This is a genomic window from Burkholderia sp. F1 (assembly GCF_050813845.1).
Lineage (GTDB): Bacteria > Pseudomonadota > Gammaproteobacteria > Burkholderiales > Burkholderiaceae > Burkholderia > Burkholderia ubonensis.
Genome location: NZ_CP172421.1, coordinates 2,988,639 through 3,009,164, shown reverse-complemented (window position 1 = coordinate 3,009,164; position 20,526 = coordinate 2,988,639). Strand labels below are relative to the sequence as shown.

Annotated in this window: 19 protein-coding genes and 1 tRNA gene; all 20 read left to right on the top strand. The window is 64.7% G+C overall.

Annotation, left to right across the window (positions count from 1 at the left end):
- Nucleotides 1-172 precede the first annotated feature (172 nt).
- Nucleotides 173-1,432 carry a branched-chain amino acid ABC transporter substrate-binding protein gene (locus tag ACFIMZ_RS14145; RefSeq protein ID WP_431820056.1) on the top strand — a complete coding sequence of 420 codons (1,260 nt, stop codon included), beginning with the start codon at nucleotides 173-175 and terminating at the stop codon, nucleotides 1,430-1,432.
- Nucleotides 1,433-1,538: 106 nt separating this feature from the next.
- Nucleotides 1,539-1,808 (top strand): 30S ribosomal protein S15, encoded by a 270-nt coding sequence (gene rpsO, locus ACFIMZ_RS14140; RefSeq protein ID WP_006398792.1) that lies wholly within the window; start codon nucleotides 1,539-1,541, stop codon nucleotides 1,806-1,808.
- 291 nt (nucleotides 1,809-2,099) lie between these two features.
- A complete protein-coding gene (gene pnp, locus ACFIMZ_RS14135) occupies nucleotides 2,100-4,247 on the top strand; it encodes a polyribonucleotide nucleotidyltransferase (RefSeq protein ID WP_431820055.1) in 2,148 nt (715 codons plus the stop codon).
- Nucleotides 4,248-4,384: 137 nt separating this feature from the next.
- Complete coding sequence (locus tag ACFIMZ_RS14130) at nucleotides 4,385-5,404, top strand: NAD(P)H-quinone oxidoreductase (RefSeq protein WP_431820054.1); 1,020 nt, start codon at nucleotides 4,385-4,387, stop codon at nucleotides 5,402-5,404.
- 154 nt (nucleotides 5,405-5,558) lie between these two features.
- Complete coding sequence (gene tpiA, locus ACFIMZ_RS14125; protein ID WP_431820053.1) at nucleotides 5,559-6,314, top strand: triose-phosphate isomerase; 756 nt, start codon at nucleotides 5,559-5,561, stop codon at nucleotides 6,312-6,314.
- A 75-nt stretch (nucleotides 6,315-6,389) separates the two neighbouring features.
- A complete protein-coding gene (secG, locus tag ACFIMZ_RS14120; RefSeq protein WP_431820052.1) occupies nucleotides 6,390-6,767 on the top strand; it encodes a preprotein translocase subunit SecG in 378 nt (125 codons plus the stop codon).
- Nucleotides 6,768-6,878: 111 nt separating this feature from the next.
- Nucleotides 6,879-6,963: transfer RNA gene (locus ACFIMZ_RS14115), tRNA-Leu, on the top strand.
- Between the two features lie 155 nt (nucleotides 6,964-7,118).
- Complete coding sequence (locus tag ACFIMZ_RS14110; RefSeq protein ID WP_010091191.1) at nucleotides 7,119-7,478, top strand: NADH-quinone oxidoreductase subunit A; 360 nt, start codon at nucleotides 7,119-7,121, stop codon at nucleotides 7,476-7,478.
- 62 nt (nucleotides 7,479-7,540) lie between these two features.
- Nucleotides 7,541-8,020: a NuoB/complex I 20 kDa subunit family protein gene (locus tag ACFIMZ_RS14105; protein WP_006398799.1), complete on the top strand. Its 480-nt coding sequence runs from the start codon at nucleotides 7,541-7,543 to the stop codon at nucleotides 8,018-8,020.
- 22 nt (nucleotides 8,021-8,042) lie between these two features.
- Nucleotides 8,043-8,645, top strand: a complete 603-nt coding sequence (locus ACFIMZ_RS14100) for an NADH-quinone oxidoreductase subunit C (RefSeq protein WP_174965185.1) — start codon at nucleotides 8,043-8,045, stop codon at nucleotides 8,643-8,645.
- 9 nt (nucleotides 8,646-8,654) lie between these two features.
- Nucleotides 8,655-9,908, top strand: a complete 1,254-nt coding sequence (locus ACFIMZ_RS14095; protein ID WP_431820051.1) for an NADH-quinone oxidoreductase subunit D — start codon at nucleotides 8,655-8,657, stop codon at nucleotides 9,906-9,908.
- A gap of 167 nt (nucleotides 9,909-10,075) precedes the next feature.
- Nucleotides 10,076-10,561: an NADH-quinone oxidoreductase subunit NuoE gene (gene nuoE / locus ACFIMZ_RS14090; protein WP_059537343.1), complete on the top strand. Its 486-nt coding sequence runs from the start codon at nucleotides 10,076-10,078 to the stop codon at nucleotides 10,559-10,561.
- Nucleotides 10,558-11,868: an NADH-quinone oxidoreductase subunit NuoF gene (nuoF, locus tag ACFIMZ_RS14085; RefSeq protein WP_431820050.1), complete on the top strand. Its 1,311-nt coding sequence runs from the start codon at nucleotides 10,558-10,560 to the stop codon at nucleotides 11,866-11,868. The genes nuoE and nuoF overlap by 4 nt, the downstream gene beginning before the upstream one ends.
- Before the next feature lie 83 nt (nucleotides 11,869-11,951).
- Nucleotides 11,952-14,282 (top strand): NADH-quinone oxidoreductase subunit NuoG, encoded by a 2,331-nt coding sequence (gene nuoG, locus ACFIMZ_RS14080; RefSeq protein WP_431820049.1) that lies wholly within the window; start codon nucleotides 11,952-11,954, stop codon nucleotides 14,280-14,282.
- Nucleotides 14,283-15,347, top strand: a complete 1,065-nt coding sequence (gene nuoH, locus ACFIMZ_RS14075) for an NADH-quinone oxidoreductase subunit NuoH (protein WP_059537349.1) — start codon at nucleotides 14,283-14,285, stop codon at nucleotides 15,345-15,347.
- A gap of 15 nt (nucleotides 15,348-15,362) precedes the next feature.
- On the top strand, nucleotides 15,363-15,851 hold the full coding sequence (nuoI, locus tag ACFIMZ_RS14070) for an NADH-quinone oxidoreductase subunit NuoI (protein WP_010091199.1): 489 nt from the start codon (nucleotides 15,363-15,365) through the stop codon (nucleotides 15,849-15,851).
- A 114-nt stretch (nucleotides 15,852-15,965) separates the two neighbouring features.
- A complete protein-coding gene (locus ACFIMZ_RS14065) occupies nucleotides 15,966-16,619 on the top strand; it encodes an NADH-quinone oxidoreductase subunit J (protein ID WP_431820048.1) in 654 nt (217 codons plus the stop codon).
- A gap of 16 nt (nucleotides 16,620-16,635) precedes the next feature.
- Complete coding sequence (gene nuoK / locus ACFIMZ_RS14060) at nucleotides 16,636-16,941, top strand: NADH-quinone oxidoreductase subunit NuoK (protein ID WP_004185739.1); 306 nt, start codon at nucleotides 16,636-16,638, stop codon at nucleotides 16,939-16,941.
- A gap of 17 nt (nucleotides 16,942-16,958) precedes the next feature.
- Nucleotides 16,959-19,007, top strand: coding sequence for an NADH-quinone oxidoreductase subunit L (gene nuoL / locus ACFIMZ_RS14055; protein ID WP_431820047.1), 2,049 nt, complete (start codon nucleotides 16,959-16,961; stop codon nucleotides 19,005-19,007).
- Between the two features lie 15 nt (nucleotides 19,008-19,022).
- Nucleotides 19,023-20,513, top strand: coding sequence for an NADH-quinone oxidoreductase subunit M (locus ACFIMZ_RS14050; protein WP_431820046.1), 1,491 nt, complete (start codon nucleotides 19,023-19,025; stop codon nucleotides 20,511-20,513).
- Nucleotides 20,514-20,526: the final 13 nt, after the last annotated feature.

Below are 20,526 nucleotides of genomic sequence, written 5' to 3'. Positions count from 1 at the left end.
GTTTCTCCAAGAATCACGGGGAATACGCACGTTGTATCACGGACCGCGCATTCCGGCGCGCGGCCGGGAACAATTCGGTGCGGGATCGCGGAAGCACGCGCTCGCTTGCCCGCGCGGGGCGCTGCGGCCTATGATCCGCGCTTCTCACGCGGAATCGGGGGCTGGCAGGCCGATGCAGATATGGAAGCGTTGCGCGCTCGCATGGAGCGCGGGCTGGGTGCTGGCGTCGTCGGCGTTCGCGGGCGGCGAGCCGGTGCGCATCGCGCTGATCGAGGGCATGTCCGGCCCGTTCGCGAACGCGGGCGCCGCGGTCGAGCGCAACCTGCGGTTCGGCGTCGAGCGGGTCAACGCGGCCGGCGGCGTGAAGCTGCGCGACGGCGCGCATCCGCTCGAACTCGTCGTGCTCGACAGCAAGGGCAGCCCGGAAGAGGCGCTGGTGCAGTTGCGCGCGGCGGCGGACCGTCGCGTCGGCTTCGTCACGCAAGGCAACAGCTCGGCGGTCGCGGCCGCGCTGGTCGCGGCGCTCGACAAGCAGAACGCCCGCAATCCGGACGCCCGGATGCTGTTCCTCAATTACTCGGCCGACGACCCGGCGCTGACGGGCGCGCGCTGCAGTTTCTGGCACTTCCGCTTCGACGCGCACGCGGGAATGCGGATGGCGGCGCTCGCCGACGTGATGGCGCGCGATCGCGCGCTGCGCAAGGTCTATCTGCTGAACCAGGACTACAGCTTCGGACATGACGTCAGCACGCTCGCGCGGCAGGCGCTGGCCGCGCGGCGGCCGGACGTGGCGGTGGTCGGCGACGAATTCCATCCGATCGGGCGCATCAAGGATTTCGCGCCGTACGTCGCGAAGATCCGCGCGAGCGGCGCGGACGCCGTCGTGACCGGCAACTGGGGCAACGACCTGACGCTGCTCGTCAAGGCCGCGCGCGAGCAGGGCCTGAACGCGAAGTTCTATACGTTCTACGGCAACAGCCTGGGCGCGCCGGTGGCGCTCGGCGATGCGGGCGTCGGGCGGGTCGTGGCGGTCGCTGATTGGCACCCGAACGCGGGCGGCGCGAAGTCGGACGCGTTCTACCACGCGTTCCGGACCCGCTTCCCGGCCGCGCAGGACGATTACCCGGTGCTGCGGATGAGCCTGATGATCGAGATGGTGGCGGCGGCCATGAACCGCGCCGGCTCGGCCGACCCGGTGGCGGTCGCGCGTGCGCTCGAGGGCCTGTCGTTCGATAACGGTTTCCACGCGTCGCGGATGCGCGCACAGGACCACCAGTTGATCCAGCCCCTTTACGTGATGGAAATGGACAAGGCCGGCACGCCGGGCGTGCGCTTCGACAACGAGGGTTCCGGCTATGGCTTTCGGACCGTGCTCGCGGTCCCGTCGCAGCAGACGGACGCGTCGTCGACGTGCACGATGACGCGTCCGTGACAAAGCGGTTCGGATCGACGCGGAGTTGTGCTAGAATGCGGGCCGGTTGTAAATCACGGCACGGCCATTCTTCCGTGTCCGCCTGTTCAGTTAGAAAGGAAATCAAATGTCTGTCGCAGATATCAAGAAGTCGGAAGTCGTCGCCCAGTTCGCACGTGGCACCAATGACACGGGTTCGCCCGAAGTGCAGGTCGCACTGCTGACCGCACGCATCGTGGAACTGACGGGTCACTTCAAGACCCACGCAAAGGATCACCACAGCCGCCGCGGCCTGCTGCGCATGGTGAGCCGCCGCCGCAAGCTGCTCGACTACCTCAAGGGCAAGGATGCCGACCGTTACCGCGCACTGATCGAGAAGCTGGGTCTGCGTAAGTAATCGGCGCGATTGCCGCCATCAAGATGCCTGTGTCAGTGCGCTGATACAGGCATTTTGTTTTTGCGCGGTGCGTAGCGTCACACGCACCGCGGGTTGTCCGGCCGTTTCGCGCCGGGCTGCCCGAACGGCCGATTCCGGGGGCGGGATTTGTGTCATTCCAGCGCGGCGCTGCATGCGCGCCGCGCTGGAATGGCATAAAAAACACACCTTGCTCCGGGTGAATCGGCCGGGACGCCGCCGCAACGGTCCGCCGGCGCGGCGAATGTTATGAACGAATCCAAAGGAGCAACCATGTCCATGTTCAACAAGGTCGTGAAGGAATTCCAGTGGGGCCAGCACAAGGTGCGCCTCGAAACCGGTGAAATCGCCCGCCAGGCGAGCGGCGCCGTGATCGTCGACGTCGAAGACACCGTCGTGCTCGCGACCGTCGTCGGCGCGAAGTCGGCGAAGCCGGGCCAGGATTTCTTCCCGCTGACCGTCGACTACATCGAAAAGACCTACTCGGCCGGCAAGATCCCGGGCGGCTTCTTCCGCCGCGAAGGCCGTCCGTCGGAGCACGAGACGCTGACGTCGCGCCTGATCGACCGTCCGCTGCGCCCGCTGTTCCCGGAAGGCTTCTACAACGAAGTGCAGGTCGTGATCCACGTGCTGTCCGTGAACCCGGACATCCCGGCGGACATCCCGGCGCTGATCGGCGCATCGGCGGCGCTGGCCGTGTCGGGCCTGCCGTTCAACGGCCCGGTCGGCGCGGCGCGCGTGGCCTACATCGACAACGGCTACGTGCTGAACCCGACGCGTGACCAGATCAAGGCGTCGAGCCTCGACCTCGTCGTCGCGGGTACGGAACGCGCGGTGCTGATGGTCGAATCGGAAGCCGACCAGCTGTCGGAAGAAGTGATGCTGGGCGCGGTCGTGTTCGGCCACGAGCAGATGCAGGTGGCGATCGACGCGATCCACGAACTGGTGCGCGAAGGCGGCAAGCCCGAGTGGGACTGGCAGCCGGCGCCGAAGAACGAGGCGCTGATCGCGCGCGTGACCGAGCTGGCGCAGAACGACCTGCTCGCCGCTTACCAGCTGCGCGACAAGCAGGCCCGCTCGACGAAGCTGAAGGAAGTCTACGCGGCGACTTCGGCGAAGCTCGAGGAAGACGCGCAGGCGGCCGGTACGGCCGCGGCCGACAAGGCCACCGTCGGCAACGTCCTGTTCGACATCGAGGCGAAGATCGTCCGTTCGCAGATCCTGAACGGCGAGCCGCGCATCGACGGCCGCGACACGCGCACCGTGCGTCCGATCGAGATCCGCACGGGCGTGCTGCCGCGCACCCACGGCTCGGCGCTGTTCACGCGTGGCGAAACGCAGGCGCTCGTCGTCGCGACGCTCGGCACGAAGGGTGACGAGCAGATCATCGACGCGCTCGAAGGCGAATACCGCGAGCGCTTCATGCTCCACTACAACATGCCCCCGTTCGCGACCGGCGAAACGGGCCGCGTCGGCTCGCCGAAGCGCCGCGAAATCGGCCACGGCCGCCTGGCCAAGCGCGCGCTGGTCAAGTGCCTGCCGAGCGCCGACGAATTCGGCTATTCGATCCGCGTCGTGTCGGAAATCACCGAATCGAACGGTTCGTCGTCGATGGCGTCGGTGTGCGGCGGCTGCCTCGCGCTGATGGACGCCGGCGTGCCGATGAAGGCGCACGTCGCGGGCATCGCGATGGGCCTGATCCTCGAAGGCAACAAGTTCGCGGTGCTGACCGACATCCTCGGCGACGAAGATCACCTCGGCGACATGGACTTCAAGGTCGCGGGCACCGAGCAGGGCGTGACCGCGCTGCAGATGGACATCAAGATCCAGGGCATCACGAAGGAAATCATGCAGGTCGCGCTCGCGCAGGCGAAGGAAGGCCGCATGCACATCCTCGGCAAGATGACGGCGGCGGTCTCCGGCGCGAACACGCAGCTGTCGGAATTCGCACCGCGCATGATCACGATCAAGATCAACCCGGAAAAGATCCGCGACGTGATCGGCAAGGGCGGTTCGGTGATCCGCGCGCTGACCGAGGAAACCGGCACGACGATCGACATCTCGGATGACGGCGTCGTGACGATCGCGAGCACGAACAGCGAAGGCATGGCCGAAGCGAAGAAGCGCATCGAGAACATCACGGCCGAGATCGAAGTCGGCCAGGTGTACGAAGGCACGGTGCTGAAGCTGCTCGATTTCGGCGCGATCGTGAACCTGCTGCCGGGCAAGGACGGCCTGCTGCACATCTCGGAAATCGTCAACGAGCGCGTGAAGGACATCAACGACTACCTGAAGGAAGGCCAGCAGGTCAAGGTCAAGGTGATCCAGACGGACGAGAAGGGGCGCGTGCGCCTGTCGGCGAAGGCGCTCCTGAACGAAGCGGCGGCAGCGTCGCAAACGGATACGCCGCCGCAGCAGTAAGCGGACGGGCGTACGAACGGCCGGCTGCGCGAAAGCGCGCCGGCCGTTTTTTCTGTAGGATCGGGGCGCGCAGCAGACGCGTGTAGCAGGCGCGCGCAGCAGACGCGCAATCCGATCCCGATCCCGGAGCGAAGCTCATGAAAGCCATCGAAATCACCGAATTCGGCGCACCCGACGTCCTGAAGCTTGCCGAGCGTCCGCGCCCCGAGCCGCAGCGCGGCGAAGTGCTGATCAAGGTGACGGCCTCCGGCGTCAATCGTCCGGACGTGTTCCAGCGCAAGGGCGCGTATGCGCCGCCACCGGGTGCGTCGGATCTGCCGGGCCTCGAGGTCGCGGGCGAGATCGTCGGCGGCGATCTGTCCGATCCCGCGCTCAATCCATTCGGCCTGAAGCTCGGCGACCGCGTGTGCGCGTTGCTGGCGGGCGGCGGCTATGCCGAATATGCGGTGGCGCCGCTGCCGCAGTGCCTGCCGGTGCCGGATGGCCTGACGGACATCGAGGCCGCGTCGCTGCCGGAGACGTACTTCACCGTGTGGAGCAACGTGTTCGACCGTGCGTTGCTCGGCGCGGGCGAGGGCGGCGCGCAGGAGACGCTGCTCGTGCAGGGCGGCTCGAGCGGCATCGGCGTGACGGCGATCCAGCTCGCGCACGCGCTCGGTTTCCGCGTGTTCGCGACGGCGGGCAACGCCGACAAGTGCCGCGCGTGCGAAGCGCTCGGCGCGGAGCGCGCGATCAACTACAAGACCGAGGATTTCGTCGAGGTCGTGAAGTCGCTGACTCACGATCGCGGCGTCGATGTGATTCTCGATATGGTCGCGGGCGCGTACGTGCCGCGCGAGCTGTCCGCGCTCGCGGATGGCGGCCGCCTCGTGCTGATCGCGCTGCTCGGCGGCGCGAAGGCCGAGATCAACCTGAACGAGATCCTGCGCCGCCGGCTGACGGTGACGGGCTCGACGTTGCGTCCGCGTCCGGTGGAGTTCAAGGCGCGCATTGCCGCGCAACTGAAGGCGCGCGTGTGGCCGCTGTTCGGCGAGGGGCGCATCAAGCCGGTGATCTATCGCGTGCTGCCGGCCGCGGAGGCTGCGCAGGCGCATGCGCTGATGGAAAGCGGCGAGCATATCGGCAAGATCATGCTCGATTGGGGTGCGAACAGCTGACCGATCGGCTGCGCGTGGGCGGCCGCGCCTTGCCGGCCGCGCTTGACATGCGCGGTTTGACCGGTTCAAGCGCTGCGCAGTAAAATCGCGGGTTTGCTTCGCCAGATCAAACCTGACGGCCGGTCGCCGGCCTGTCGATGACGAGACAAACACGATGTCGAAACAGAGAACGAAGCGGGTGATCGGCAACTGGAAGATGCACGGCCGGCTGGCCGGCAACCAGGCGTTGCTGAACGAAGTGGTGCAGGGCGCAGGCTCGGTCGCGGCGGAAACGGCGATCGGCGTGTGCGTGCCGTTCCCGTACCTCGCGCAGGTTCAGGGGCAGCTCGACGGTGGTCGTATCGCGTGGGGCGCTCAGGACGTGTCTGCGCACGAACAGGGTGCGTTCACCGGTGAAGTGGCTGCGGCGATGGTCGCGGAGTTCGGCGCGCGCTATGCGCTCGTCGGCCATTCGGAGCGTCGCGCCTATCACGGCGAAAGCAGCGAGACGGTTGCGGCGAAGGCGCAGCGTGCGCTCGCGGCCGGGCTGACGCCCGTCGTGTGTGTCGGCGAGACGCTCGACGAGCGTGAGGCGGGCGCGACCGAGCAGGTTGTCGGTGCGCAGCTCGACGCCGTGCTTGCGGTGCTGACGGCCGACGAGGTCACGCGCATCGTTGTCGCGTACGAGCCGGTGTGGGCGATCGGCACCGGCAAGAGCGCGACGTCGGCGCAGGCGCAGCAGGTGCATGCATTCCTGCGCGCGCGGCTCGCGGCGAAGGGTGCGGCGGACGTGTCGGTGCTGTACGGCGGTAGCGTGAAGCCGGACAATGCGGAAGAACTGTTCGGACAACCGGACATCGACGGCGGCCTGATCGGCGGCGCGTCGCTGAAGGCGGAAGATTTTCTGGCGATCTGCCGGGCTGCGCGCTGAGCGGGCCCGGATCGTATTGAACCATGACGGCGGCCGGCGCGAGCTGGTCGCCCGATACAAGCTCGGGTGGGTGAGATGCTGTATTTGAAAACGCTGATTATTGTGGTGCAGGTGCTGTCTGCGCTCGGTGTGATTGGTCTGGTGCTGCTCCAGCACGGCAAGGGCGCCGACATGGGCGCGGCGTTCGGCAGCGGCGCGTCGGGCAGCCTGTTCGGCGCGACGGGCTCGGCGAACTTCCTGTCGCGCACGACCGCGGTGCTGGCGACGGTTTTCTTCGTTGCGACGCTGACGCTGACGTACCTCGGATCGTACAAGTCGACGCCGTCGGCTGGCGTTCTCGGCGCTGCGGCGACCGCGCCGGCATCGGCGCCGGCTGCGTCCGCGCCTGCTGTTGCGGCATCCGCGGCTGCGGGTTCGGCCGCGCACGCGCCGGGCCAGGATGTCCCGAAATAAAAAGTTAAAAATTTTTCGTTTGTGCGTTGAACAATTCTGGCGGTCAGGTTAGAATTTAATTCTTGAAGCGATTCGCGGGAAGCAGCAGTTACAACCCCGGTTGCATGCAGTGCCGACGTGGTGAAATTGGTAGACACGCTATCTTGAGGGGGTAGTGGCGAAAGCTGTGCGAGTTCGAGTCTCGCCGTCGGCACCAAAGTTACTCAATGCCAGCCGCTTCTAGTGGCTGGCATTTTTCATTTCTGGGGTGCGACTTGCGGTTGTCTTGCAATCGCATGCAGTCCGAAATGATCCCTTCCGCCGGATGATGTTATTCTCCGGACGCTCAGAACTAACCGATAGAGGATTGCCTTGAACCTCGCAGCCTATTACCCCGTCTTGTTGTTCCTCCTCGTGGGCACTGGTTTAGGTATAGCGCTGGTCAGCATCGGCAAGCTTCTCGGTCCCAACAGGCCCGACGTCGAAAAGAACGCGCCGTACGAGTGCGGCTTCGAAGCCTTCGAAGATGCGCGGATGAAGTTCGACGTCCGGTACTATCTCGTCGCCATCCTGTTCATCATCTTCGACCTCGAGACCGCGTTCCTGTTTCCGTGGGGCGTCGCGCTGCGCGACATTGGCTGGCCCGGTTTCATCGCAATGATGATTTTTCTGCTCGAATTCCTGCTGGGCTTCGCCTACATCTGGAAGAAAGGCGGCCTCGACTGGGAGTGATGGGTTAATCGCCGGTTTGCATAGGCGGCCACGCTTCGCCGCCTGTCTGGAGTGGAAAGCAAATGAGTATCGAAGGGGTCTTGAAGGAAGGGTTTGTCACCACTACGGCTGACAAGCTGATCAACTGGACGCGCACCGGCTCGCTGTGGCCGATGACGTTCGGGCTTGCGTGTTGCGCCGTCGAGATGATGCATGCGGGCGCGGCCCGCTACGATCTGGACCGGTTCGGGGTCGTGTTCCGCCCGAGTCCGCGCCAGTCGGACGTGATGATCGTCGCCGGCACGCTCTGCAACAAGATGGCGCCCGCGCTGCGCCGCGTCTACGACCAGATGGCCGAGCCGCGCTGGGTGATCTCGATGGGGTCGTGCGCGAACGGTGGCGGCTACTATCACTACTCGTATTCGGTGGTCCGGGGCTGTGACCGGATCGTCCCGGTCGACGTCTACGTGCCGGGCTGTCCGCCCACCGCCGAGGCGCTGGTCTACGGCGTGATCCAGCTGCAGGCGAAGATCCGTCGCACCAATACCATCGCCCGTCAATAAAAGCCCCGAGCGTCCCCTCAATATGGCAAGCAAAATCGAGACCCTCAAGGCGAACCTCGAAGCCGCGCTCGGCGCGCGCGTGGTGAGCCTCACCGAAGCAGTCGGTGAACTGACGCTCGTCGTGAAGGCGAGTGATTACCTCGAAGTCGCAACGACGCTGCGCGACGATCCGAAGCTCCGTTTCGAGCAGCTGATCGACCTGTGCGGCCTCGACTACCAGACGTACGGCGACGGTGCGTACGACGGCCCGCGTTTCGCGGCCGTGTCGCACCTGCTGTCGGTGACGAACAACTGGCGCCTGCGCGTGCGCGTGTTCGCGCCGGACGACGATCTGCCGATCGTCCCGTCGCTCGTCGACATCTGGACCTCCGTGAACTGGTACGAGCGTGAAGCGTTCGACCTGTACGGCATCGTCTTCGAAGGCCACCCGGACCTGCGCCGCCTCCTGACCGACTACGGCTTCATCGGCCATCCGTTCCGCAAGGACTTCCCGGTGTCGGGCTACGTCGAAATGCGCTACGACCCGGAAGAGAAGCGGGTCGTCTACCAGCCGGTGACGATCGAGCCGCGCGAAATCACGCCGCGCGTGATCCGCGAGGATCGCTATGGCGGTCTGAAACATTAAGAGGGCGTCATGGCAGACATCAAGAACTACACGCTCAACTTCGGCCCGCAGCACCCGGCAGCGCACGGCGTGCTGCGCCTCGTGCTCGAGCTCGACGGCGAAGTCATCCAGCGTGCCGATCCGCACATCGGCCTGCTGCACCGCGCGACCGAAAAGCTCGCGGAATCCAAGACCTTCATCCAGTCCGTGCCGTACATGGACCGTCTCGACTACGTGTCGATGATGGTCAACGAGCACGGCTATGTGCTCGCGATCGAGAAGCTGCTCGGCATCCAGGTGCCGGAGCGCGCGCAGTACATCCGCGTGCTGTTCGACGAAATCACGCGCGTGCTGAACCACCTGATGTGGATCGGCGCGCACGCGCTCGACGTCGGCGCGATGGCGGTGTTCCTCTACGCGTTCCGCGAGCGTGAAGACCTGATGGACGTGTACGAAGCGGTGTCCGGCGCCCGGATGCACGCGGCGTACTACCGTCCGGGCGGCGTCTATCGCGATCTGCCTGACGCAATGCCGCAATACAAGGCGTCCAAGATCCGCAACGAGAAGGCGCTCGCGAAGATGAACGAGGCGCGCCAGGGCTCGGTGCTCGACTTCATCGACGATTTCTTCACGCGTTTCCCGAAGTGCGTCGACGAATACGAAACGCTCCTGACCGACAACCGGATCTGGAAGCAGCGTCTCGTCGGGATCGGCGTCGTCAGCCCGGAGCGTGCGCTGCAGATGGGCCTGACGGGCCCGATGCTGCGCGGCTCGGGCATCGCGTGGGACCTGCGCAAGAAGCAGCCGTACGAAGTGTACGACCGCATGGACTTCGACGTGCCGGTCGGCGTGAACGGCGACTGCTACGACCGCTACCTGGTGCGTGTCGAGGAAATGCGTCAATCGGTCCGCATCGCGAAACAATGTATTGAGTGGCTCCGTAAGAATCCGGGCCCTGTGATGACGGACAATCACAAGGTTGCGCCGCCGTCGCGCGTCGGCATGAAGACCAACATGGAGGACTTGATCCACCATTTCAAGCTCTTCACCGAAGGTTTTCACGTGCCGGAAGGCGAGGCATATGCGGCAGTCGAGCATCCGAAGGGCGAATTCGGCATCTACCTCGTGTCGGACGGCGCGAACAAGCCGTACCGCCTGAAGATCCGCGCACCGGGCTTCGCGCATCTGGCGTCGCTCGACGAAATGGCGCGCGGTCACATGATCGCCGACGCTGTCACGATCATCGGTACGCAGGACATCGTGTTCGGCGAGATCGATCGCTGATGGTTGCGCCGCCCGCCAGGCGGGCGGCGAGCAGTAAGTCACACGCGATGCGCGCTGAACCGGCGCGGCTTCGCAAGCTGTCAACAGAGTGAGCGCCAGGTCTGCCGTCCACGCCCCAGTGCGGCAGGTTGTTCGTTCGGTAGGAATTGAAAGAGTCGTGTCTGAAAATGATCTCAGCTGAAGGCCTGAAAGAAATCGATCGAGCGTTGACGAAGTATCCCGCCGATCAGAAACAGTCCGCCGTGATGTCGGCGTTGGCCGTTGCTCAGGAAGAGCACGGCTGGCTGTCGCCCGAACTGATGCAGTTCGTCGCGGACTATCTCGGCATGCCGGCCGTCGCCGTGCAGGAAGTCGCGACGTTCTACACGATGTACGAGCTCAAGCCGGTCGGCAAGCACAAGATCACGCTCTGCACGAACCTGCCGTGCCAGCTTGGTCCGCACGGCGGCGCGGAAGCGACTGCCGACTACCTGAAGCAGAAGCTCGGCATCGACTTCGGCGAGACGACGCCGGACGGCAAGTTCACGCTGAAGGAAGGCGAATGCATGGGCGCGTGCGGCGATGCGCCGGTGCTGCTGGTGAACAATCACAAAATGTGCAGCTTCATGAGCCGCGAGAAGATCGACCAGCTGCTTGAGGAGCTCTCGAAATGACGTCCCTCCACGACCGTCACATCAAACCGCTGATCCTCGCTGGTCTGAACGGCGAGAACTGGCATCTCGAAGACTACGTTGCGCGCGGCGGCTACAAGCAGCTGCGCCGCATTCTCGAAGAAAAGATCCCGCCCGAGCAGGTGATCGCCGACGTCAAGGCGTCGGGTCTGCGGGGCCGCGGCGGCGCGGGCTTCCCGACCGGCCTGAAGTGGAGCTTCATGCCGCGTCAGTTCCCGGGGCAGAAGTACCTCGTCTGCAACTCGGACGAAGGCGAGCCGGGCACGTTCAAGGATCGCGACATCCTGCGCTGGAACCCGCACGCGCTGATCGAAGGCATGGCCATCGGCGCGTACGCGATGGGCATCACCGTCGGCTACAACTACATCCACGGCGAGATCTTCGAAGTGTATCGACGCTTCGAGGCTGCGCTCGAGGAAGCGCGCGCGGCCGGGTTCCTCGGCAACAACATCATGGGCTCGGAATTCTCGTTCCAGCTGCACGCGCACCATGGTTACGGCGCATACATCTGCGGCGAGGAAACGGCGCTGCTCGAGTCGCTCGAAGGCAAGAAGGGCCAGCCGCGCTTCAAGCCGCCGTTCCCGGCGAGCTTCGGCGTGTACGGCAAGCCGACCACGATCAACAACACCGAGACGTTCGCCGCGGTGCCGTTCCTGCTGACCGTCGGTCCGCAGGCATACGCCGAGCTGGGCAAGCCGAACAACGGCGGCACGAAGATCTTCTCGGTGTCGGGCGACGTCGAGCGTCCGGGCAACTATGAAGTGCCGCTCGGCACGCCGTTCGCGACGCTGATGGAGCTCGCCGGCGGGATGCGCGGCGGCAAGAAGATCAAGGCCGTGATTCCGGGCGGCTCGTCCGCGCCGGTGATCCCGGGCGACATCATGATGCAGACCGACATGGACTACGACTCGATCGCGAAGGCGGGCTCGATGCTCGGTTCCGGCGCGGTGATCGTGATGGACGAGACGCGTTGCATGGTGCGCTCGCTGCTGCGCCTGTCGTACTTCTACTACGAGGAATCGTGCGGCCAGTGCACGCCGTGCCGTGAAGGCACCGGCTGGCTGTATCGCGTCGTGAATCGCATCGAGCACGGCGAAGGCCGCCAGGAAGATCTGGACCTGCTGAACTCGGTCGCCGAGAACATCATGGGCCGCACGATCTGCGCGCTCGGCGATGCGGCGGCGATGCCGGTGCGCGGCATGCTCAAGCACTACTGGGACGAATTCGCGTACCACGTCGAGCACAAGCACTGCATGGTCGGCGGCCACGCACACGCGGCGGCGGCCTGACGCGAAACCCGATTGCGGAATTTGAGCGCACGGTCGGGCGAATGCGCGAACGAGCGGAAATAGGTTAAGGACCATTCACCATCATGGTTGAACTTGAAATAGACGGCAAGAAGGTCGAGGTGCCTGAAGGCAGCATGGTGATCCAGGCTGCGCACAAGGCGGACACGTACATTCCCCACTTCTGCTATCACAAGAAACTGTCGGTTGCGGCCAACTGCCGGATGTGTCTCGTCGAAGTCGAGAAGATGCCGAAGGCCGTGCCTGCGTGCGCGACCCCCGTGTCGGCCGGCATGATCGTCCACACCCAGTCCGACAAGGCGGTGAAGGCGCAGCAGTCGGTGATGGAATTCCTCCTCATCAACCATCCGCTCGATTGCCCGATCTGCGACCAGGGCGGCGAATGCCAGCTGCAGGATCTCGCGGTCGGCTACGGCAAGTCGTCGTCGCGCTATACCGAAGAGAAGCGCGTGGTGTTCCACAAGAACGTGGGCCCGCTGATCTCGATGGAAGAAATGTCGCGCTGCATCCACTGCACGCGCTGCGTGCGCTTCGGCCAGGAAATCGCCGGCGTGATGGAATTCGGCATGCTGGGCCGTGGCGAGCACTCGGAAATCACGACGTTCGTCGGCAAGACGGTCGACTCCGAGCTGTCGGGCAACATGATCGACCTGTGCCCGGTCGGCGCGCTGACCAGCAAGCCGTTCCGCTACAGCGCCCGCACGTGGGAACTGTCGCGCCGCAAGTCGGTGAGCCCGCACGATTCCGTCGGCGCGAACCTCGTCGTGCAGGTGAAGAACAACCGCGTGATGCGCGTGCTGCCGTTCGAGAACGAAGCGATCAACGAGTGCTGGATCTCGGACAAGGACCGCTTCTCGTACGAAGGCCTCAACAGCGACGAGCGCCTGACCAAGCCGATGCTGAAGCAGGGCGGCCAGTGGATCGAGACCGACTGGCAGACCGCGCTCGAATATGTCGCGAAGGGCCTGAAGGGCATCAGCGAGGATCACGGCGCGAATGCGCTGGCGATGCTCGCGAGCGCGCACAGTACCGCTGAAGAGCTGTTCCTCGTGAAGCAGCTCGCGAACGAACTGAAGACGCCGAACGTCGACTTCCGCCTGCGCCAGCTCGATTTCTCGGCGCCGGTGCAAGGCGCGCCGTGGCTCGGCATGCCGATCGCCGAACTGTCGAACGTGAACGCCGCGTTCGTCGTCGGCTCGTTCCTGCGCCGCGACCATCCGCTGTTCGCCGCGCGCCTGCGTCAGGCCGCGAAGAACGGCGCGAAGCTCCACTTCCTGCACGCGACGGGCGACGACGCGCTGATTCCGACCGCGCAACGCATCGTTGCCGCGCCGTCGGCATGGCTCGACGAACTGGCGGGCGTGGCGGCCGCGGTCGCGCAGCTGCGCGGCGTCGCGCTGCCGGACGCGCTCGCGGGCGTCACGGCGTCGCCGGCGGCCCAGCAGGTTGCGCAGTCGCTCGCGAACGGCGAGCGCCGCGCGGTGCTGCTCGGCAACGCTGCCGTCCGTCATCCGCAATTTGCCCAGCTCCACGCGATCGCGCAGTGGATCGCCGACAACACCGGCGCCACGTTCGGCTTCCTGACCGAAGCGGCGAACACGGTCGGCGCGCACGCTGTCAACGCGCTGCCGGGCGAAGGCGGCCTGAATGCGCGTGAAGCGTTCGCGCAGCCGCGCAAGGGCTACGTGCTGCTCAACGTCGAGCCGGAATTCGACACCGTCGATCCGGCGCAGGCGCTGGCCGCGCTGAACCAGGCGGAAATGGTCGTCGTGATGTCGCCGTTCAAGCACGGCCTCGACTACGCGGACGTCCTGCTGCCGATCGCGCCGTTCACCGAAACGTCCGGCACGTTCGTCAACGCGGAAGGCACGGTGCAGGGCTTCAACGGCGTCGTGCGCCCGCTCGGCGACACGCGTCCGGCATGGAAGGTGCTGCGCGTGTTGGGCAGCTTGCTCGGCCTGCCGAACTTCGAATACGAGACGGCGGAAGAGGTGCGTCTCGCGGCGCTCGGCGACGCGGGCGTCGCGAGCCGTCTGTCGAACAAGACGTCGGTCGCGCCGGCGCGCGTCGCGGCTCCGGCGGCGAACGGCAGCTTCGAGCGCCTCGCCGACGTGCCGATCTATCACGCCGACGCACTGGTGCGCCGCGCGGGTGCGCTGCACCTGACGGCTGCCGCGAAGGCGGCGAACGCCGCGGGCCTGCCCGCTGCGCTGTTCGACAAGCTGGGGCTGAAGAATGGCGACGCGGTGCGCGTGCGCCAGGGCGAGCGTGCGGTGCAGTTGCCGGCCGTGCGTGACGAGAATCTTGCGGAGACGGTCGTTCGCGTGTCGGCGGCAACGCCTGCCGGCGCAGCGCTCGGCAGCCTGTCCGGTGAACTGGTGGTGGAGAAGGCGTAAATGAGCTTGTTCGATACGATCAACTCGGGCGGAGCCCAGCTTCTCGGCGTCGCATGGCCGACCGTGTGGGCGGTTGTGCGCATCCTCGTCGTCTCCGTCGTGATCCTGCTGTGCGTCGCGTACCTGATTCTGTGGGAACGCAAGCTGATCGGCTGGATCCACGTGCGTCTCGGCCCGAACCGCGTCGGCCCCGCCGGCCTGCTGCAGCCGATCGCCGACGTGCTGAAGCTGCTGCTCAAGGAAGTGATTCAGCCGACGGCGGCAAGCCGCTGGCTGTACCTGATTGCACCGGTCATGACCGTGGTGCCGGCGTTCGCGGTGTGGGCGGTGATCCCGTTCCAGGCCGAGGCCGTGCTCGCGAACGTCAACGCGGGCTTGCTGTACGCGATGGCGATCTCGTCGATCGGCGTGTACGCGGTGATCCTCGCCGGCTGGGCGTCGAACTCGAAGTACGCGTTCCTCGGCGCAATGCGCGCGGCCGCACAGATGGTGTCGTACGAAATCTCGATGGGCTTCGCGCTGGTGCTCGTGCTGATGACGGCCGGCAGCCTGAACCTGTCGGAAATCGTTGGTTCGCAGCAGCACGGCTTCTTCGCGGGCCACGGCGTCAACTTCCTGTCGTGGAACTGGCTGCCGCTGCTGCCTGCGTTCGTCGTCTATTTCATTTCGGGCATCGCCGAAACGAACCGTCACCCGTTCGACGTGGTGGAAGGGGAGTCGGAGATCGTCGCCGGTCACATGATCGATTACTCGGGCATGGCGTTCGCGCTGTTCTTCCTCGCCGAGTACATCAACATGATCGTGATCTCGGCGCTTGCCGCGACGATGTTCCTCGGCGGCTGGGACGCACCGTTCGAATTCCTGTCGTTCATCCCGGGCATCTTCTGGCTGGTGCTGAAAGTCTTCGCGCTGCTGTCGGTGTTCATCTGGGTTCGTGCGACGTTCCCGCGTTACCGTTACGACCAGATCATGCGTCTGGGCTGGAAGGTGTTCCTGCCGGTGACCGTGATCTGGGTGGTCGTGGTCGGTTTCTGGATCGTGTCGCCGCTCAACATCTGGAAATAAAGGTCGGACGAAATCATGACGGCAATCCAACATTTCTTTAAGACCTTCTTCCTGACCGAACTGCTGAAGGGGCTTGCGCTGACCGGGCGTTACGCGTTCCGGCGCAAGTTCACCGTGCAGTTCCCGGAAGAGAAGACGCCGATCTCGCCGCGCTTCCGCGGGCTGCACGCGCTGCGCCGCTACGAGAACGGCGAAGAGCGCTGCATCGCGTGCAAGCTGTGCGAAGCGGTGTGCCCGGCGATGGCGATCACGATCGAATCGGAAACGCGTGCGGACAACACGCGCCGCACCACGCGCTACGACATCGACCTGACGAAGTGCATCTTCTGCGGTTTCTGCGAAGAGAGCTGCCCGGTCGATTCGATCGTCGAGACGCAGATTCTCGAGTACCACGGCGAAAAGCGCGGCGACCTGTATTTCACGAAGGAAATGCTGCTCGCGGTGGGCGATCGCTACGAGAAGGACATCGCCGCGGCGAAGGCTGCCGACGCGCCGTATCGTTGATTGTGTTTGCAGTGCCGGCCCGACCTGTGCGGGCCGAGCCGCCGCGACGGGTGCGGCTCGCGAGAGCGTTCCGCAAGCCGCGCCTGACTATGGCCTAACGATGAACCGGTAATCATGGAATTCACGACCGTACTGTTCTACATCTTCGCGCTGCTCCTGGTGGTATCAGGGCTGAAGGTGATCACTTCGCGCAACCCGGTGGCGTCTGCGCTTTTCCTTGTGCTGGCGTTCTTCAACGCCGCCGCGATCTGGATGCTGCTGGAAGCGGAGTTCCTCGCGATCCTGCTGGTGCTGGTCTACGTGGGCGCCGTGATGGTGCTGTTCCTGTTCGTCGTGATGATGCTCGACGTCAACATCGACTTCCTGCGACGCGACTTCAAGAAGTTCGTGCCGATGGCGACCGTCGTCGGCGCGATCATCGTCGTCGAGACGGCGCTGGTCCTGTGGCACGGCTACGGCGCGACCGAATCGCCGGTGCGCGCGATGGCGCAGGGTGCGATGGCGAACTGGCCGAATACCCGCCTGATCGGCAAGGTCATCTACACCGACTACATCTTCGCGTTCGAAATCGCGGGTCTCGTGCTGCTCGTCGCGATCATCGCCGCGGTGGCGCTGACCGAGCGCAAGGGCAAGGACAGCAAGCGCCAGCGCGTGTCCGACCAGGTCAAGGTGCGTCGCAACGATCGCGTGCGCCTCGTGAAGATGGAAGCGGAAAAGCCGCAGCCCGAGACGGCCCAGAGCGAAGCCGGCACGAGCAACAACGGCTAAGCGGAGGAGAGAAAACATGTTGACCCTTGCTCATTACCTCGTGCTCGGCGCGATCCTGTTTGCGATCGCGATCGTCGGGATTTTCCTGAACCGCCGCAACATCATCATCATCCTGATGGCGATCGAACTGATGCTGCTGGCGGTGAACACCAACTTCGTCGCGTTCTCGCATTACCTCGGCGACGTGCACGGCCAGATCTTCGTGTTCTTCGTGCTGACGGTCGCCGCGGCGGAAGCCGCGATCGGCCTCGCGATTCTGGTGACCCTGTTCCGTAAGCTCGACACGATCAATGTCGAGGATCTCGATCAGCTCAAAGGTTAATTTCAGGCAACGCTGTTATGTCAACGACACTCAATGAAAACCTGCTGCTGGCGGTTCCGCTCGCTCCGCTGGCCGGCTCGCTGATTGCGGGGCTGTTCGGGAACGCAGTCGGGCGCAAGGGCGCACACCGGATCACGATCCTCGGCGTATTGATCGCGTTCCTCCTGTCCGCGAAAGTCTTCGTCGACGTGATGGGCGGCGCGAGCTTCAACGCGACCATCTACGAATGGATGCGCGTCGGCTCGCTGAAGCTCGAAGTCGGCTTCCTCGTCGATTCGATGACCGCGATGATGATGGTCGTCGTGACCTTCGTGTCGCTGATGGTGCACATCTACACGATCGGCTACATGTCGGAGGAAGACGGCTACCAGCGCTTCTTCTCGTACATCTCGCTGTTCACGTTCTCGATGCTGATGCTCGTGATGAGCAACAACTTCCTGCAGCTGTTCTTCGGCTGGGAAGCGGTGGGTCTGGTGTCGTACCTGCTGATCGGCTTCTACTTCACGCGTGAGAGCGCGATCTACGCGAACATGAAGGCGTTCCTCGTGAACCGCGTCGGCGACTTCGGCTTCCTGCTCGGCATCGGCCTGCTGCTCGCGTTCGCCGGGTCGATGAACTACGGCGAAGTGTTCGCGAAGCGCGCGGAGCTCGCGAGCCTGCACTTCCCGGGCACCGATTGGGGCTTGCTGACGGTCGCCTGCATCTGCCTGTTCATCGGCGCGATGGGCAAGTCCGCGCAATTCCCGCTGCACGTGTGGCTGCCGGATTCGATGGAAGGTCCGACCCCGATCTCGGCGCTGATTCACGCGGCGACGATGGTGACGGCCGGCATCTTCATGGTGTCGCGCATGTCGCCGCTGTTCGAGCTGTCGGACACCGCGCTGTCGTTCGTCACGGTGATCGGCGCGATCACGGCGCTGTTCATGGGCTTCCTCGGCATCATCCAGAACGACATCAAGCGCGTCGTCGCCTACTCGACGCTGTCGCAGCTCGGCTACATGACGGTCGCGCTCGGCGTGTCCGCGTATCCGGTCGCGCTGTTCCACCTGATGACGCACGCGTTCTTCAAGGCGCTGCTGTTCCTCGGCGCGGGCTCGGTGATCATCGGCATGCACCACGACCAGGACATCCGCAACATGGGCGGCCTGCGCAAGTACATGCCGATCACGTGGATCACGTCGCTGATCGGCTCGCTGGCCCTGATCGGCACGCCGTTCTTCGCGGGCTTCTACTCGAAGGATTCGATCATCGAAGCCGTGAAGGAATCGCATCTCGCCGGTTCGGGCTTCGCGTACTTCGCGGTCGTCGCGAGCGTGTTCGTCACGGCGCTGTACTCGTTCCGCATGTACTTCCTGGTGTTCCACGGCGAAGAGCGCTTCCGCAAGCCGAAGCATCCGGAATCGCCGATGGGCATGGCGGCTGCGCACGGCCACGACGATCACGGCCATGGTCACGACGACCACGCGCACGAACCGCACGAGACCCCGTGGGTCGTGTGGCTGCCGCTCGTGCTGCTCGCGATTCCGTCGGTCATCATCGGTGCGATCGCGATCGGCCCGATGCTGTACGGCAGCTTCTTCGAGCATGGCGTCGCGTTCGACAAGGTGATCTTCATCGGCGAGAACCACCCGGGCCTCGAGGAAATGGGCAAGGAATTCGGTGGCTGGGCCGCGATGGTCGGGCATGCGTTCACTGGCCTGCCGATCTACCTCGCGCTCGCGGGCGTGATCGTCGCATGGTTCCTGTACCTGAAGCGTCCTGAGCTGCCTGCAGTGATCCGCCGCGCGTTCGGCCCGATCTACACGCTGCTCGACAACAAGTACTACATGGACAAGATCAACGAGGTGGTGTTCGCCCGCGGCTCGGTGGCGATCGGCCGCGGCCTGTGGAAGGAGGGCGATGTCGTGGTGATCGACGGCCTCGTCAACGGCAGCGCCCGGTTCGTCGCCTGGTTCGCCGGCGTGATCCGCTTCCTCCAATCCGGTTACATCTATCACTACGCGTTCGCCATGATCATCGGCATGCTGGGGCTCCTGACCCTGTTTGTAACGCTCGGCGGCAAATAAGGCGGGGGACGACTAATGCACTCTTTTCCGATTCTCAGTACCGCGATCTGGCTGCCGATCGTTTTCGGCCTCCTCGTGCTCGCGGTGGGTAACGACAAAAATCCGGGGCCGGCCCGCTGGGTCGCGCTGATCGGCTCGCTGCTCGGCCTCGCGGTGACGGTTCCGCTCATCACCGATTTCGATTCGAGCACGGCCGCGCTGCAGTTCGTCGAGCAATCGACTTGGATCGAGCGCTTCAACATTACGTATCACCTCGGCGTCGACGGCATCTCGATGTGGTTCGTCGTGCTGACCGCGCTGATCACCGTGATCGTCGTGATCGCGGGCTGGGAAGTGATCACCGAGCACGTGGCGCAGTACCTGGCCGCATTCCTGATCCTGTCGGGGATCATGGTCGGCGTGTTCTCGGCGGCCGACGGCCTGCTGTTCTACGTGTTCTTCGAGGCGACGCTGATCCCGATGTACATCATCATCGGGGTGTGGGGCGGCCCGAACCGCGTGTACGCGGCGTTCAAGTTCTTCCTGTACACGCTCGCCGGCTCGCTGCTGATGCTGGTCGCGCTGATCTACCTGTATACGGAAACGCACTCGTTCGACCTGGCGACGTGGCAGAACGCGAAGATCGCGATGACGCCGCAGATAATGCTGTTCATCGCATTCTTCCTCGCGTTCGCGGTGAAGGTGCCGATGTGGCCGGTGCACACCTGGCTGCCGGACGCGCACGTGGAAGCGCCGACGGGCGGCTCGGTCGTGCTGGCGGCAATCATGCTGAAGCTCGGCGCGTACGGTTTCCTGCGCTTCTCGCTGCCGATCACGCCTGACGCGAGCCACTTCCTGGCGCCTGTCGTGATCACGCTGTCGCTGATCGCGGTGATCTACATCGGCCTTGTCGCGATGGTGCAGGCCGACATGAAGAAGCTGGTCGCGTATTCGTCGATCGCGCACATGGGCTTCGTCACGCTCGGCTTCTTCATCTTCAACCAGCTCGGCGTCGAAGGCGCGATCGTGCAGATGATCTCGCACGGCTTCGTGTCGGGCGCGATGTTCCTGTGCATCGGCGTGCTGTACGACCGCGTGCACTCGCGCGAGATCGCCGCCTACGGCGGCGTGGTGAACGTGATGCCGAAGTTCGCGGCGTTCGCGATGCTGTTCTCGATGGCCAACTGCGGCCTGCCGGGCACGTCGGGTTTCGTCGGCGAGTTCATGGTGATTCTCGCGGCGGTCCAGTACAACTTCTGGATCGCGTTCGGCGCGGCGTTCACGCTGATCCTCGGCGCGGCCTACACGCTGTGGATGTACAAGCGCGTGTACTTCGGTGCGGTCGCGAACGACCACGTCGCGAAGCTGACGGACATCAACCGCCGCGAGTTCGTGATGCTGGCCGTGCTTGCCGCGTTCACGATGCTGATGGGCCTGTATCCGAAGCCCTTCACCGACGTGATGCACGTTTCCGTGGAAAACCTCCTCTCCCACGTCGCGCAGTCGAAGCTGCCGCTGGCCCAGTAATCGCGAGCGGAGG

Bases quoted from the DNA above. Each gene is read 5' to 3' on its own strand.
- secG (WP_431820052.1), top strand. From the start codon at position 6,390: ATGCTGTATTTGAAAACGCTGATTATTGTGGTGCAGGTGCTGTCTGCG.
- ACFIMZ_RS14065 (WP_431820048.1), top strand. From the start codon at position 15,966: ATGGAATTCACGACCGTACTGTTCTACATCTTCGCGCTGCTCCTGGTG.
- rpsO (WP_006398792.1), top strand. From the start codon at position 1,539: ATGTCTGTCGCAGATATCAAGAAGTCGGAAGTCGTCGCCCAGTTCGCA.
- ACFIMZ_RS14145 (WP_431820056.1), top strand. From the start codon at position 173: ATGCAGATATGGAAGCGTTGCGCGCTCGCATGGAGCGCGGGCTGGGTG.
- ACFIMZ_RS14100 (WP_174965185.1), top strand. From the start codon at position 8,043: ATGGCAAGCAAAATCGAGACCCTCAAGGCGAACCTCGAAGCCGCGCTC.
- nuoI (WP_010091199.1), top strand. From the start codon at position 15,363: ATGACGGCAATCCAACATTTCTTTAAGACCTTCTTCCTGACCGAACTG.
- ACFIMZ_RS14105 (WP_006398799.1), top strand. From the start codon at position 7,541: ATGAGTATCGAAGGGGTCTTGAAGGAAGGGTTTGTCACCACTACGGCT.
- pnp (WP_431820055.1), top strand. From the start codon at position 2,100: ATGTCCATGTTCAACAAGGTCGTGAAGGAATTCCAGTGGGGCCAGCAC.
- tpiA (WP_431820053.1), top strand. From the start codon at position 5,559: ATGTCGAAACAGAGAACGAAGCGGGTGATCGGCAACTGGAAGATGCAC.
- nuoF (WP_431820050.1), top strand. From the start codon at position 10,558: ATGACGTCCCTCCACGACCGTCACATCAAACCGCTGATCCTCGCTGGT.
- nuoK (WP_004185739.1), top strand. From the start codon at position 16,636: ATGTTGACCCTTGCTCATTACCTCGTGCTCGGCGCGATCCTGTTTGCG.
- nuoE (WP_059537343.1), top strand. From the start codon at position 10,076: ATGATCTCAGCTGAAGGCCTGAAAGAAATCGATCGAGCGTTGACGAAG.
- nuoH (WP_059537349.1), top strand. From the start codon at position 14,283: ATGAGCTTGTTCGATACGATCAACTCGGGCGGAGCCCAGCTTCTCGGC.
- nuoG (WP_431820049.1), top strand. From the start codon at position 11,952: ATGGTTGAACTTGAAATAGACGGCAAGAAGGTCGAGGTGCCTGAAGGC.
- ACFIMZ_RS14095 (WP_431820051.1), top strand. From the start codon at position 8,655: ATGGCAGACATCAAGAACTACACGCTCAACTTCGGCCCGCAGCACCCG.
- ACFIMZ_RS14050 (WP_431820046.1), top strand. From the start codon at position 19,023: ATGCACTCTTTTCCGATTCTCAGTACCGCGATCTGGCTGCCGATCGTT.
- ACFIMZ_RS14130 (WP_431820054.1), top strand. From the start codon at position 4,385: ATGAAAGCCATCGAAATCACCGAATTCGGCGCACCCGACGTCCTGAAG.
- nuoL (WP_431820047.1), top strand. From the start codon at position 16,959: ATGTCAACGACACTCAATGAAAACCTGCTGCTGGCGGTTCCGCTCGCT.